This window comes from Bradyrhizobium neotropicale (assembly GCF_001641695.1).
In the GTDB taxonomy this organism is placed as follows: domain Bacteria; phylum Pseudomonadota; class Alphaproteobacteria; order Rhizobiales; family Xanthobacteraceae; genus Bradyrhizobium; species Bradyrhizobium neotropicale.
The window spans coordinates 1-13,194 of sequence record NZ_LSEF01000109.1; the positions used below are offsets into that span (position 1 = coordinate 1).

Here is a 13,194-nt window from a genome sequence, read left to right on the forward strand (position 1 = left end):
GAGGCGATCGATCAGATCATTTGGGCTTTTGACCCACCACGCCCCTGCCGTGACGTTGTCGACCACAGGACTCGTCCAGTAGGTTTGGGTCAGATGCTTCAGTCTCCACAGCTTGATGCTGCGAAGCTTACCACGGACCACGGAGCTGACCTCGTAGTCCGTACCATTCCACAGACGCGCCATGGTTCTCGCTCTCGTCGTCCGATGTCGCATCGCCAGCGTCTTCACGAGGCTGCGGAACACAACAAGCTCCAACAGTCCCAAGGCGCCCTTGAAGTCATCAGCAAACGAATGGTAGTTCGCAAAACCACGGAACTCTGAGTTATAGGCGAGGACGGTTGCGACATCGCTGGTAACCAAGAACTGCTCGCGAGGACGGCCAGTTTTTCTGGCGAGATCGCCATAGTCGTGTCGCTTGCAGAACGCGGTGACCTCCTTCCGCGGCACGCGCAAACTGACATTGCCGGTGGTCGGCCGGCGTACCACGCGCCATGTCCGTCCATCCGGTCCCGTGCGGTTGGATTTGCGTCCAGCCCCATAGGATGTGTATGTCGAGATGCGATAGCTGAGGAAGGTCACTCCCTTTGAAGCGGCATAGACCCCACTTTTCTCGGGCGACACGGTGAGCTTCAATGTCTCCGTCAGGAATTGTTCGACGCAGACCATGATCTCACACGCTTCCCGCTTGCTCCCGATTATGCCGATGAGGAAGTCATCGGCGTAGCGGCAGTAGCGGAGCCTTTTGAAGTTCGGGTCCATCGGATCGACGGAGGGCACTTTCCGTCTCTCCTTATTAATGGCTTTGATCTCCGCGAGTGCAGCGTCGATCTCGGCCCGATCCGCGCCGCTGGCGCGGAGCCGTTCAATTTTACGGCGGAGACTGAGTACGCGCCGTTCCAGCGCCGCGTAGCGCGGGAATGGACGTCGGTCGCGGCCTTTGTCGAAGCCCGCCTTCATTGTCTGCATGTGCTGGTCCAGCTCGTGCAGATAGATGTTGGCGAGCAGGGGCGAGACAACGCCGCCCTGTGGCGTGCCACTATAGGTGCGTCCGTAGACCCAATCTTCCATGTAACCTGCTTTGAGCATTCCTTCGATCAGAGCGATGAACCTATCGTCATCGATCCGCTTCTTTAGAAGCCCAAGCAAAATGTCATGGTCGATGTTGTCGAAGAACCCACGCACATCCACTTCGACCAGCCACTTACAGCCCGTCCAGGTCTTCTTGATGGACTTGAGTGCGGTATGACAGGATCGTCTCGGGCGGAACCCATGCGACTCGTCGAGGAACACGGGTTCGTAGATCGCTTCGAGAAGAATCCTGACCGCCTCCTGAACGAGCCGGTCTTCCACCGTTGGGATACCCAGCGGTCGTGTTTTGCCGTTGTCCTTTGGGATATAGACCCGCCGGACTGGCCGGAAGCGATAAGTGCCATCTGCTACGCGCCTGGCGATGTCAGCGAGCTTCGCCAGCGACATGCCGTCGAAGGTCTTGCCATCTACACCGGGCGTCAGGGCTCCCTTGTTGCGGGAGACCTTTTCGTAGGCCCACTCGAAGAGATGCGGAGATCTCATCAGGCGGTGAAGGCCATTTACGCGCTTACCCGACCGCGACAAAGTCGGCAGTGATTCAATTCTTCTCTGGATGGTAGCGGCCTGCATCAGCAGAACCTCTCCGTCGAAGAATCTCTTCTACGCATACTGCAAATGCCGTTTTTAGCGGCATCCTCCTTCCCCCGATCGGAGGCGCTTTCGGTCCGGTCACCCGGCCTTATACGCATGATCGTCCACCTCGCGGTGGCTGTCCCGGTCATTACGCCGGGCATTTGGGTACTATGACGGCTCCGTCGCCATACAGGTTCTTGAAAGAGCCTGCTGCAGGCGATCCCGTAGTTGCGTGTGTAGGAAGTTGCGGTGTGTTTAGGTGTCCCATTCGTCTCCTTGACCCACGGATGGTGGTCGTCCCACGCAGACTGGTGGCGGATCGCACTGGCCGGTGCGATCTGCCCCGCGTGGCATAGCGTGTCAGCCGCGTTCGCTACGGCCAGCCCTTTGGCAACTGGAAACTGGGATTCAGGCAATACAGCTTTCACCATGCACACCTTACTTTGTGCTCTCCACTGGGCTGCGGCGCCCGATTTCGAGACGTTTCCCGGCATGCTTTGGTCCCGTTCTCCTTTCGGAGTCTCAGTCGTTTCCGACACCGGTAAGCCGGGCAAGTAAGAGCCATAACCAGCAGGCTCTATTCTTTCGAACACTCCCTTCTTCTCCACGCCTCAACGGCGCACGCCGTGCGGCGTCGATCCCTCGCGCAACGACTATCGGAGCTCCTCGCCGGGGGCACTCGGGAAAGGGGCGCGCCTTCGGCGATCGCTATCACTGCCCCCGGGGGTGCCGCTGTTAACCGGTCTCGTCGCTGCACTCGGACCCGCGTGCCCCTTCGGATCGCTATGCTCACGCTCTCCGGGTGCCATTTCAGTCGGGCGATGCGCGTTCGCGCACGCCTGATCAGGGCCTGCGGCCCCAGCCACTCAAGTCAAAATCCCTTAAAGAAATGGGATGGAAGGCAGACCGCTTCGCAGTTTCAGTGCAGCGCAGAAAATGCAGGCTTAGATGCCGCGATACTCGCTTACGATTTTTGCGTGGCCCAGTTGAGCTTCGACCCACGTTGGGTAACGCTCCCGCCGGGCGTCGACGGAGGCTATGCCGGCTTCCATGACCTCGGTTTCGAAAACAAGGGGGCGATCTGGATCGCATCCGAGATCGAGACCCACGAACACCGTTGAGATGACGATATCCGGACCTATCGGCGTCCTCGCGACAACACGGTCGGCTGATTCATACCATTGTTGCCACGCGACCGGGTCCGTGCGCTTGGGCTCGTGTCCATCCAAAATGTAATGGCTCATGGCAGCCAACATAGCCGACCGTGCCAACCAGTGCCAGCCGTTTCGGGCTTCGTCCGATCCGGGATGCGAAGGCACGACTGAGTTTCCCGATCGCGCGACAGCATCTACGACGCGTACGCCGATGCGTTCAGCATCATCCACAACAACCTCGACGCCGCGATGCGGGCCGTCAACATCATCGGCGAGACCGGAACGCTGAACGGGCAGGCCAAATCCGCGGCGCGATCCGCCTCGAAAGCGCGAAGCAGCGCTTCTTCGGGCACTTGCTGACCTCGATGAAGACGCCGTCGCTGATCCGCTCGATCGAGCGCGATCTTGAGGTTGGACACGCCGCTGTCATCCAGATCGTCTCGACAGGCGAGGCGTTGATGGAGCGCCGTCTCGCCGAGATCCCGACTGAGGAGTGGGTCGACGTCCGGGTCGACATCACTCCGCGCGAGTACGTGCTCGACTATTTCGCCCATTCCTTTCCGGTCCAGCTCTATGAGCCCTTCACCGACCAGGAGGGCAATCTCTGCTTCCGGCCTGTCTATCGCGACGGTCAACCGGTCGAGAGCCGGGGAGGCAGTCGCCCGCCGCGACCGCTTGATCGAGAACCTCGCTTCCCCAGATCGTGGAGTCGTGAAATTGTTCGGCCGAGCGCTATCAGCTCGGAATCACTCAGCGCCGCAGCCGTCGCCACCGGTGCGGCTGCAGCCGCCAGGAGGGCCGAAGATAGCCCGGTCAGAAACGCCCGCCGGTGGGCTCCTGAGCCGTCGATAGATGAGGACGAGTTTATTGCTGGCGTGCTAAGCACGCTGCCAGCACGGTGCACTCCGTGATCATGGTCAGGGCCATCGTGCTGTTCGCGCAGCGCGGTGGCCCGCATTAGGTGAGAGCTGAAGAATTCTCGCCAGCCTTGCCCGTTGGCCTGCGCATCATCACGCTGCACGTGTTTTCGTGCAGATTTCACCGCTGAATTAAATTCGGATTCCGGAACTACATTCCTGTGAGATCACCCCAATGACGACACGACTACCGCTGCAGCCAAAGCTTGATCCTCATCGGGGCTCGAAGGACAGATTGCGGCGCAAGGCTGCCGAGCACAACGCCATGGCAACGAGGGTCGTCTACCACCTCAACAGACTGATCGCCGACAACCCAAACGACCAGCAACAGTATCTTTGGTACGAGGTGGCGCGCGACCTCGGACTGACTGTGGAAGAGGTTGGGTCGGCAGTGATGTACGGTGGTCACAACGGAATCACAGTCGGAGTAACCGAGGAAGGGCGCCGAGCGTTGGCCAGCTACAAGAAGTAGCGCGCAATGACGTAGAGCTCCGGCCGATCAACTCTCCGCCCGACCTGATAGTGAATGATGGGGCGACAAGGCGCCCTGACGGGCAACCACCTTGCCGCCCCGGCTAGACACCGGGGCTGAGACGTGCCTAGCGAACGAAGTAACCGGCGACCATAACCGCCAGCATCCCGACCGTTACCGCTACAGAAAAACTGGCTGCTTGGCGCCCTTGACGATAGCGCCGACCAATCCGTTACAGGCAGCGCGAGCAGGCAGGCGGCGAATAGCAATCATTGCGGCGGCCCGGTCAAAGCAACACCCTCCACACGAAGGGCGGGGCCGCTGTCTTCTGTATGTACTCGGAAAGCTCTAGCAGATTGAGTTCAGCACTGAGACAGCCACAAGGGTCATCCGAGCGAACTTCCACCCTGAAGGCTCCGTCGCCCATCCAAACGACCGTCTCCTCCCATTTGTTGCCGTGGAGGTCGATATCTTCGCGGCTTGCTATGATCATGCAGCTGTTTCTTACATATGCCGTGCAAAGCACGGTTGCGTGCGATCGTAGTCGACATCCATCTTGGTGCCCTGAATCGATGCCCTCTTGCAGCGTCGGTAGACCGGGCGTACCGCTGAAGCCGAAGTGAAGATCAAAAAGAACTCCCTGAGTGTTGGCGGGACGTGCTCAAGCAAGGCACCATCGTCGCCCGTGTTCAGCACGAGGCAATTGCCGCTGCGGATGCCGTCAACCGTCATGTAGTTTGCTTCGAGCGGAGGATTGAATTGGACACGACGGGCGGCCCCGTCATTTGCAGTGTCAATGATCACGAATAGAGCCTCGGAATATGATCTCTCGGAGACTGGCAAAGTTTGTCGGCCTTGGCTCCGACAAACTCAGTACGCAACGAACGAACATTGCCTCTCGCCTGAGCGAGTCGTCTCGGCCTTCAGATCTGGTGCGTTACGCATGACCGTGACGCTGGGCCGAGTATGCGCCTGTGATTCCCACGTGGGTTACCGCATAGTAACCGTAAGGCCATCACAGTATCGATTAATGCAATGAGCCGCGCATTCGCGCTTAAGTCCCGCGTTTGGTCGCCCCTCTTCGACGGATCACGACGCGCAGTGGTCGATGAAGTGAGGCCGCGACCAGGAGCGCCTCGCTCTTTCGGCGCTGCCGGCCGTTGCGGAGCCGGCCGCGGGCGTGGCGGATCTCCGGCGCTCCGACCCGCTTACCCGCGAGGATCCGCTGCTCGAGCTCCTGGCGAAGATTGTCCGGCACGGATGGTGATGCCAGCTCGACCAGCGCCGCCCAGGAAAGCCGAGCGGTGATCTCGCGTCGGCCATCGTACATGGGCCACGCGCATCGTCTCGCCGGCGAATTGCTGATCAGTCGCGAATTGCAGGCGGGCTTGGCGCCCGAACTTGCCAGTGGACGTCGCCGCCTTCAATTGAAGGAGCTTGTTTCCGAGCTGCAACTTCGCCTCAACCTCAGGGATGCGCGTGATCGATCGCGGCGGCTTCGGCGGGAGCTTGACCGGCGTTGGCTGGAGTTTCCTCTCGGTCAGCGAATCGAGCATCGGCGCTAGGCGCTCGACGAGGATCATAAAGCACGCTCCAAAGGTGGGGCCGCCGGAGCCGGCATGCAATGGCGAGTTCGCGCAGCGCGCCAAGGACCAACGAATCCCAGGCCTCCAAAAACGGAAGCCCGAGCGAGGTCCACTGCCGATGGAAACGGCACACCGCGTTCACTGCGGTGATGACGTGTCGGTTCAGGTGCGACCGGTTGGCCGGATGAGTCTCTGTGAGGACGCGCAGCGTCAGCACCATGTGCTCGACACCATGCGTCCGGATCAGATGCTCGATCACCTTAACGCTTGACGTCTCCATTTCGCGCACGCCGGTGCCAGGCTTTGGACGTACCCCGAATTGCCGGCACAGCCGGCGCGCTGACACTCTCATCATGCTGCCCATCATGTTTCGCGTGCCCGCCGACGCCTGTGCTTCACCCGACCGGCGCCGGACCGGAGCGGCGACAACGTGCTGTGGCCGCAGGACTGGCGGGGNTCAACCCGCCAATTACGTCATCTCAGCACCTCGAACGGATCGATCGGCGGCCGGTCGCTCGGCGGCGTGACCGATCCATCGCACACGTCGCCATGGCCCTGCACGACAACCGCACCGCCAGTGTCGAGACCAAGCTTCCCGCCGCTCTTGACCTCGACGTTGCCGCTACCCTTGATGCCGACGTCACCGCTCGCCACCAGCGTGAACGTCTGGCAATCGTACTGGATGGTCTTTGCGGTCACCTTGATGTTGCCGGCGCCGTCCGGAAGATAGGTCGCCCCGCTGCCATCGGTGACAGTGAGCGAGCCGTCCTTCTTGAAGTAGATTTGCTGCCCGGTTCCGCCTTGGCCGCCCTGCCCGGCGTCTGGAGTCGGGCCGCCGCTCTGCTGGAATTTGGTCCAGATGATGATCTCGCCCGACTGCACCTCTGGAGGCGTGTCCGGGTCGCAATGGAGACGCGCTGGACGATCTTGCCGGACTCGCCATCGCCTTCCTGGAAGCGGACGATGACCTGGTCGCCCTGATTTCCATTCTGGCCGCTGCTCCGAAGATGCGCGTCAGCAAGAGACAAGCCCAATGGCACCCCGCTTCCGCCCCCTAGATGAGCTGCCCCTGTTCGCGAGTGAGGAGGCGATCGCCTGCGCAGTGCTAGTCTAGGACCCGGACGGACGGCAGAGTGGCGGCAACTCGTCCTCCTGCTCGAAGGGCGGGGCTTCCCCAAGTTCGACGGCCTTAGGGGGGCGCGCCGTCAGCGCTTTTTTCGATCGCGAATACGGCATCGGCGACGTGAAGCACATCTTGGCGCCGGATGGTCCGGAGGCTCTAGGGACGTGGCCAACGCGGCGGCGCGCCCCCCGATCTAAGGCTCGACAAGAACCGTCCCCGTAGCGGCGCGCCCGGTGGTGCGTGTTTTCCTCGCGCGACGGGTTCTCCGCGTGGAATTCATGCATCGCCAATGGAAGATAGCGGAGAACCCCCGCCGGGGCTTGTGCTATGGCTCACCGGCTGGGGATTTCTCAAAAATGCGATCGATTCGCATAGGCGCGGCGCTCACCGCGTGTTTCATTGTGCTCGCCTCGAATGTCCATTGGGGCTGGATGAACGAGTTTCTGGCCTGCGTATCGGCGCTGACGGCGGCGGCAATCGTGGACTGTTTGATAGAGACGGCGAGCGCCGAAGATCTGGTTAGCCCCATCGCCTGGGCGTGCGTGCTTCTCGCGCTCGTTGGCTTTGTCGCGATCTATGTTCCGTGGTGAGCAAGCGGGCCGCTCAATTCTCCGGCGGTCAGTCGGACCTCACGAACAGGCGTCGCGTCACGCGATGGCACGGATGCGATCGCGCTCGTTCTCGGCCACCGCGGACAGCTGCTCGAGCGTGCCGAGCGCGTCGGCAGCCGAGCGGAAAGGTGCGATCGAGCTTGGCCGTGATGATGACGTCGCCGGCCTGGAGCGCGGCGAGGAGTCGTTGCCCTTCGGGCCGATTAGCGAGGGGCACAGAGCCGGAGACGCCGCCCTCGATGAAGAACTCGTCGACTTGCCATCTCTTCATCATGGCGTAGCCGTGATCTGCTGGCGCTGAGTGTCCACCGAGAGGCCACCGTTCGCCCGCTCTGCGGTGCTGACCCGGCAATATCCAAACACCCTCATGGCGGCCCCACAGGCGAAATCAAGCGAAATGAGCCCCAAAAAGGAAGATCCCGCGCGCCTGGCCGCGAGTCGGTCCCCATCTCCGTAGACGGCGCTATCAATTTTCGTGCCAATCGTTCCCACCGTGGACCAGCCGGGGGCGTGCAGGCGGCCGAGCTGACGGGCCCCGCCGCCTGCTGGGGCGAGGCCGTTCGCAGGGTACGCGCCGGCCCGCGGGAGCGGCCAAGGGCGCAGCTTTTTATTTGGAGGCACGTATGCGCTTGGGCCCTGCCTGACGGGACACCCATCGCGATGGCGCTCTCGGAGCGTCGCGTGCGGGAGACGACGAGACCGTGTCGTTTGAGGAAGCGAGGCCCGGAAACAGAGGCGAGTCAGAACCGGGCCTCGCGACCGCCGGTCCACCTCGCGGGGAAGGAACGGCGAGGGGGAAGGATATTGCTTATTGACGCGTGAATACTGCAAACCGATCCGTCAGCGAGCAGCTTTCCAGCATCGCTGCCTGTGCTGGTGCGCAGTCTCGATAGCCCAGCAAGCGCAAGGCATCGTTGAGGAGGCCGAGGCGCGGGCCAGGCGCGGCGGCTCGCGGACATTGGCCGAGCACGCGCTCGACCTCGAGGCGCGGCACGCCGGCGAGACGATCCTTGAGCAATCGCAAGATCTCGACGGATCGACCATACAGACAATCAGCCTTCCGGAAGGCAGCGGGACCGTTCGCCGCCTTCCGCGCGAAACCCGCTAGGAGCGCGCCAATGGCACCGAGATATCCCTGGGGCGACAAGTCGCGGCGGTGCATTCATTGCGGACAGGTTGGGCCGCGCGTCGTCGTCCTCGGCGGCTACGCACACCGCCGCTGCATCCCAAAGCCTAGCACGTGCCGATCACGCGGAAGGGTCCGACACGGATCTTCTTATGGTGAGCCTCGACAAGGACACCCGTCACGTTTCTGTCGGTCATCTTTCGCTTTTTTGTATCCATGGCGTCAACTGCAACAGGATGCCCGCGACGGCGACTTATTCGTCTGCCACTTGGCGCGGGAGGCGAAGCCGCTCATCGATCCAGACAATTACCTCGTGAAGCTTCAATCGGCTTTCCAATTCCGCCCGCGCTATCAAGGCGAGATTGATCGAGCCACAGACTTCGGGATGTATCTCGCCCGGTTCGGTGATGAACTCAACTCGATCCTACTGACTAGGCGTGCGCTGTGGTGCATCCGCACGATCCTCATCGCTCGAAGTGCTGAACGGCGCGATCCCCTTTTCGCGCCGCAGCTGCTTGCTGAGCATAGCAATCGACTGCGGCCCGCGACCTTTTGACTAACCGGCATATCCATCGCGAAAGCGCCGCGGTCCGACAACGTCTGCGCAGCTTTCTCGAAGACGAGACACACTCGAATGGAGCCCTTGAGACAGCGGACCGCGCGCATTTCATCGAGAGCTTGAGGCCACCTCAAACAAGGTAGCGTTGCAGACGCTACGGCAAGAGCACGAAAGCCGAGCGGGCTATTTTGCATGAAGCAACTCATCGAGAGCGCATGAAGATGCTAGCTGGTTTTTCCCGCTGGATTGCTCATCGGAGGGAGAGGCGTCAATATTGACAAGCTTAAGAATTCTACCCAGTTAGCTGCGACAAATCTCAAGAGTGGCGCGTCAGGTCAATCAGGTGTGCGCAGCACTTCTTGAATTTTTTACCGCTGTTGCAGGAGCACGGCGAATTGACTTTCGTGCTGGACGCGAGATCGATTAGAACTTGGGCTTGTGCATTGCGAGCATTTTCCCATAGCGCTTTCAACGTGCTGCGTTTCATTCGAATTTCGGCGCCGTTTGAATGTTCTTCCAACGAGTGCTGAAGAAGATCGCTTGCTGCGATCCAGTGTTCGACACTTGCGAACACACCCAAACTTCTCTTTTCGTTGATGAGGCGTTTCTTGCCCTCAAAGTCGTACACGCGATTGGGGCCGGCAAGAACAGTATCCTCGGCTCGCTGTTTGCGTGCGGCGTGATGTCGAAAAGCTCGCCATCCATGTCCCAGACGGCATGATGCTCCGCTTCAATGAAAACGCGCGGCCATTCCCAAATCGTCCATCCGTAAAGCAGTGCACCTCCGTCGCGCGCAACCCTGGCGGAAACGTTGCTAAAGCATTCGATGATGATTGCGCCAGGCTCAGGTCTGACGGGGACCCACACAGGTTGAAGGTGCGGGTTGAGTTCGCGGCAGAGGCGAAGGATGGTGCCGAAACCTCCCGTGGGGAACTAGTAAAGACTTTTTCGAAGATCTCAGTTCTAATGGCCGGTATACGCCTCAATCCGGTTCCGATCAGCTTTTGGTTCTGGGATGAAAACCGTGTCTCCTGGGACTAGCCCATCTGCGGTGATTTAGCTACATTAATGCATTGATTTTAATAGATTTTTGATCGTGAAGATTTAGAAAATAGGCGATAGATGACGAAGTCAGTTTCGGTATCATTACACTCCTTTTGGCGATTGCCCCGTCCTGCTGGAACTGCTAGCTTGAACGGAAAGGGAACATACCCTGTCGTATGGGATTGGTGAGTAAGCTGGAATTTTACGGGTAGGTGCCTATTTTCCCGTTTTGAGGTAGGTATTGGTCGAGAGCCATGAGCATTCGGATCAACCGGGAATATGTGAACGACACCGCGAAGCTGATGATGCATCGGCTTATTGCGCGGCAGATCGGTCGCGACCCGTCGCTGGTCGAAAGGGCGAAGGATTCTTTGGCCCGTAGCTCGCAGCGTTACGAAGGCTACGATTTCGTTCGCGAATGGTCAGACGTCCTTGGCTTTCCTCCGTCTACGGTACGCCGTCGTTTGACAAGTCGCGACGAAGAGATGACGCGTCTGCGTCTGTCCTCGCCATTCGTTTTGGCGGAAGGTGTCAACTTCGAGGACCACGCTTTGCGACGTCGTATCTGGAAGGCGGCGAAGCGGATTGCTGAGAGATCCGTGATCCATCAGACCGTGGAGCTTCCGCGGATCGCCGCGTGACACAACGCTCGTTCGTTAGAACTATTGAAGACCTTGTCGAGACAGTCAGGGTGATAGCCAGGCTGTTCAAAACCGACAAGGTCTTCATCATCGGCAGTCAGAGTATCTTGCTCTCCTGGCCCGACGCGCCGGTCGTTCTACGCACCTCCGGCGAGATCGACGCTTATCCGGAGAACGCAAAGATCTGGGAAATTCAGCAAAAGGAGCTGGATCCAGACGACGATCCAGAGGCCTCAGAAGAAATCAACGCTCTCTATGGCGAGGGTTCTCAATTCCATAGGGAGCACGGCTTTTATATCGACGGTGTCGACGAGAATACAGCGAGGTTGCCAGAAGACTGGAATAAGCGCGCGATCACCAAGACGGTCGAAGTCGACGGTCGAAATGTCCTTGCCGTCGCACCATGTCCTGAGGACATTATTGTTTCCAAGCTCGCCCGCTTGTCCGAGAAGGACAAGGAGTTCGTGGAGGGCTATCACAAGGCGCGGCCATTCGATCGCGAGCTCGTTATCGAGCGCATCAAGGCGACCAAACTGGAGGCCGAACTTCAGGAGCGAGCCATAAACTTCCTACGCAGCCTCGCGGACGCGCCGAAGCCAGACGCTGCGCCAAGCGATACGCTCGGATCCTAACCATTGCTAGCGTTCTTTCTCCTCCGAGAGAAGTGCCTCGCTTGCAGACCATATCGGTCGTCTTGACTAGTTGGTCCGCGTCCTACCCCGGGTAGGTCACAGCCGCACTTGCTTATCAAGCCCTCGCAATCCTGCGGCGTGGACAACAGATCACCGGCAATCGGCGCTACGTGTTCGCTTGCGCCAAAGACGCACCGCTGTCCAGCGCGACGCTCTATCATCGGCTGCGTGCGCTCGGCATCGACACTAAGACCCGAACATTGATGGCTTGAGCTATGCGGAATTTTGGGTGACGAGGCGATCAGGCGGCGTGGTTTGCCGGCACTTGGATAACCTCGATGCCGTCGTTGAATCTGACACCTGCGATGAGCTTCGGCAACTGATTTGTGCCCTTGAGCCGTCGCCAGGTTTTTGATGCAGCCATGACCAGCTTGAACACCATCAGCCTGGCGGTGGTCGGCGACAACGAACCCTTGGTGCGCACCGTCCGGTGCCGCACGGTGGCGAACACGCTCTCGATGGGATTGCTGGTGCGCAGGTGATCCCAATGCTCGGCAGGAAAGTCGTAGAAGGCCAGCAGGACGCTGCGATCCTTGACCAGACATTCGACCGCCCGACCGTACTTGGCACGGTATTTCTCGGCAAAGACGTCGATCGCTGCTTCGGCGGACGCCCGGTTCGGCGCCCAGTAGACCTCGCGCAGGTCCTTCTTCATGGTGGCCTGCACCGAGAGCGGGACCTTGTCGAGGACATTCACGGTCTTATGCACCCAGCAGCGCTGGTGCCGCGTGCCTGGAAAGACCTCCTCGAGCGCCTTCCAGAAGCCGAGCGCGCCGTCGCCGACGGCAATTTCGGGCGCGATCTGCAATCCGCGCTGTTTGACGTCGATCAGGAGCTCACGCCAGCTCTGCGCGCTCTCCCGCACCCCGACCTGGAAGCCGATCAATTCCTTCTTGCCTTCCGGCGTCGCGCCGATCAGCACTAGCATGCACTCGCCGTGGTCTTCCATGCGGGCCTGCAGGAAGACGCCATCGGCCCACACGTACGCATATCGGCGCGCCGACAGATCGCGCCTCTGCCAGCGCTCGTACTCGCCTTGCCACTCGGCCGTCAGCCGGGACACCACCGCGGGCGATAGGTTCGGCGCGTCCTTGCCCAGCAAGGCCGTCAGCGCCTCCTGGAAATCGCCGGTCGAAAGGCCGCGCAGGTAGAGCACCGGCAACAGCGCATCCAGGCTTCGAGTCCGCCGTGCCCACAGCGGCAGGATCGCCGAGCTGAACCGGATCCGCTCGCCATCGCCGGCCGCTCCGCGATCCCGAATCTTCGCCCGCGCCACCTCGACCGGGCCGATGCCGGTCGCAATCGTTCGCGCCGGGCCGTAACCATGCCGCACGACACGGGCGCGTCCGTCGGCAAGCTTCAAATCCTTCACTGTGGCAAGAAAGGTCTCGACTTCGGCCTCGACCGCCTGCGCCAGAAGCTGCCGCGCACCGGCGCGCAGGATATTGGTCAGTGGATCATCGATCTCGTCGGGCTGACGCAGCGCGACAATGTTGCTAGGCTCGTTCATGGCGTATCGCTCTCCTTGAGAGGTTCTGGCAGGCTCGACACCCGCCTCGATACGCCGCCTATCTCAGGCCGTCATCACCCACTTTCCCGCATAGCTC

Annotated in this window: 13 protein-coding genes and 1 pseudogene; 6 read left to right on the plus strand and 8 right to left on the minus strand. The window is 60.4% G+C overall.

What is annotated here, in order from left to right:
* Both AXW67_RS36095 and AXW67_RS36100 read right to left on the minus strand, forming a co-directional pair.
* The coding region (locus AXW67_RS36095) for a reverse transcriptase domain-containing protein (RefSeq protein ID WP_063678757.1) at nucleotides 1-1,659 on the minus strand (1,659 nt) is incomplete at its 3' end.
* Nucleotides 1,660-2,606: 947 nt separating this feature from the next.
* Nucleotides 2,607-2,906, minus strand: a complete 300-nt coding sequence (locus tag AXW67_RS36100) for a hypothetical protein (RefSeq protein WP_161491328.1) — start codon at nucleotides 2,904-2,906, stop codon at nucleotides 2,607-2,609.
* A gap of 102 nt (nucleotides 2,907-3,008) precedes the next feature.
* Between AXW67_RS36100 and AXW67_RS43510 the strand changes: the two are divergent.
* Nucleotides 3,009-3,512, plus strand: a pseudogene (locus AXW67_RS43510) (methylase); the annotation flags it as partial.
* Nucleotides 3,513-3,908: 396 nt separating this feature from the next.
* Nucleotides 3,909-4,205: a hypothetical protein gene (locus AXW67_RS36110; RefSeq protein WP_063681736.1), complete on the plus strand. Its 297-nt coding sequence runs from the start codon at nucleotides 3,909-3,911 to the stop codon at nucleotides 4,203-4,205.
* A 504-nt stretch (nucleotides 4,206-4,709) separates the two neighbouring features.
* Here the strand turns inward: AXW67_RS36110 and AXW67_RS36120 are convergent.
* From AXW67_RS36120 to AXW67_RS36135, 3 genes are all read right to left on the minus strand, one after another.
* A complete protein-coding gene (locus tag AXW67_RS36120; protein WP_063681738.1) occupies nucleotides 4,710-5,009 on the minus strand; it encodes a hypothetical protein in 300 nt (99 codons plus the stop codon).
* 250 nt (nucleotides 5,010-5,259) lie between these two features.
* A complete protein-coding gene (locus AXW67_RS36125; protein ID WP_063681739.1) occupies nucleotides 5,260-5,535 on the minus strand; it encodes a hypothetical protein in 276 nt (91 codons plus the stop codon).
* A gap of 730 nt (nucleotides 5,536-6,265) precedes the next feature.
* Nucleotides 6,266-6,673 (minus strand): hypothetical protein, encoded by a 408-nt coding sequence (locus tag AXW67_RS36135; protein ID WP_063681741.1) that lies wholly within the window; start codon nucleotides 6,671-6,673, stop codon nucleotides 6,266-6,268.
* 597 nt (nucleotides 6,674-7,270) lie between these two features.
* Here AXW67_RS36135 and AXW67_RS36140 point away from each other — a divergent pair.
* Nucleotides 7,271-7,504, plus strand: coding sequence for a hypothetical protein (locus AXW67_RS36140; protein ID WP_063681742.1), 234 nt, complete (start codon nucleotides 7,271-7,273; stop codon nucleotides 7,502-7,504).
* A gap of 28 nt (nucleotides 7,505-7,532) precedes the next feature.
* Here AXW67_RS36140 and AXW67_RS45130 read toward each other — a convergent pair whose 3' ends face one another.
* The gene (locus tag AXW67_RS45130) at nucleotides 7,533-7,799 is read right to left on the minus strand and encodes a recombinase family protein (RefSeq protein ID WP_082905934.1); all 267 of its coding nucleotides are present in this window, start codon (nucleotides 7,797-7,799) and stop codon (nucleotides 7,533-7,535) included.
* Nucleotides 7,800-8,336: 537 nt separating this feature from the next.
* Here AXW67_RS45130 and AXW67_RS42440 point away from each other — a divergent pair.
* Nucleotides 8,337-8,633 carry a hypothetical protein gene (locus AXW67_RS42440; RefSeq protein WP_136624056.1) on the plus strand — a complete coding sequence of 99 codons (297 nt, stop codon included), beginning with the start codon at nucleotides 8,337-8,339 and terminating at the stop codon, nucleotides 8,631-8,633.
* A gap of 893 nt (nucleotides 8,634-9,526) precedes the next feature.
* Here the strand turns inward: AXW67_RS42440 and AXW67_RS42445 are convergent.
* A complete protein-coding gene (locus tag AXW67_RS42445; protein ID WP_136624055.1) occupies nucleotides 9,527-9,838 on the minus strand; it encodes an SEC-C metal-binding domain-containing protein in 312 nt (103 codons plus the stop codon).
* Between the two features lie 670 nt (nucleotides 9,839-10,508).
* On the opposite strand from AXW67_RS42445, the gene AXW67_RS36165 reads away from it, so the two are divergent.
* Both AXW67_RS36165 and AXW67_RS36170 read left to right on the plus strand, forming a co-directional pair.
* Complete coding sequence (locus AXW67_RS36165; protein WP_063681747.1) at nucleotides 10,509-10,895, plus strand: hypothetical protein; 387 nt, start codon at nucleotides 10,509-10,511, stop codon at nucleotides 10,893-10,895.
* Entirely contained in the window at nucleotides 10,892-11,527 is a 636-nt protein-coding gene (locus AXW67_RS36170) for a DUF6036 family nucleotidyltransferase (RefSeq protein WP_051311003.1), read from the plus strand. Before AXW67_RS36165 ends, AXW67_RS36170 begins: the two co-directional genes overlap by 4 nt.
* 301 nt (nucleotides 11,528-11,828) lie before the next feature.
* Here the strand turns inward: AXW67_RS36170 and AXW67_RS36175 are convergent, their stop codons facing one another.
* Nucleotides 11,829-13,097 (minus strand): IS256 family transposase, encoded by a 1,269-nt coding sequence (locus AXW67_RS36175; RefSeq protein ID WP_063679989.1) that lies wholly within the window; start codon nucleotides 13,095-13,097, stop codon nucleotides 11,829-11,831.
* Nucleotides 13,098-13,194: the final 97 nt, after the last annotated feature.

Coding starts and splice junctions, on each gene's coding strand:
- AXW67_RS36100 (WP_161491328.1), bottom strand. CDS start 2,906: ATGAGCCATTACATTTTGGATGGACACGAGCCCAAGCGCACGGACCCG.
- AXW67_RS36110 (WP_063681736.1), top strand. CDS start 3,909: ATGACGACACGACTACCGCTGCAGCCAAAGCTTGATCCTCATCGGGGC.
- AXW67_RS36125 (WP_063681739.1), bottom strand. CDS start 5,535: ATGTACGATGGCCGACGCGAGATCACCGCTCGGCTTTCCTGGGCGGCG.
- AXW67_RS36140 (WP_063681742.1), top strand. CDS start 7,271: ATGCGATCGATTCGCATAGGCGCGGCGCTCACCGCGTGTTTCATTGTG.
- AXW67_RS45130 (WP_082905934.1), bottom strand. CDS start 7,799: ATGATGAAGAGATGGCAAGTCGACGAGTTCTTCATCGAGGGCGGCGTC.
- AXW67_RS36165 (WP_063681747.1), top strand. CDS start 10,509: ATGAGCATTCGGATCAACCGGGAATATGTGAACGACACCGCGAAGCTG.
- AXW67_RS36175 (WP_063679989.1), bottom strand. CDS start 13,097: ATGAACGAGCCTAGCAACATTGTCGCGCTGCGTCAGCCCGACGAGATC.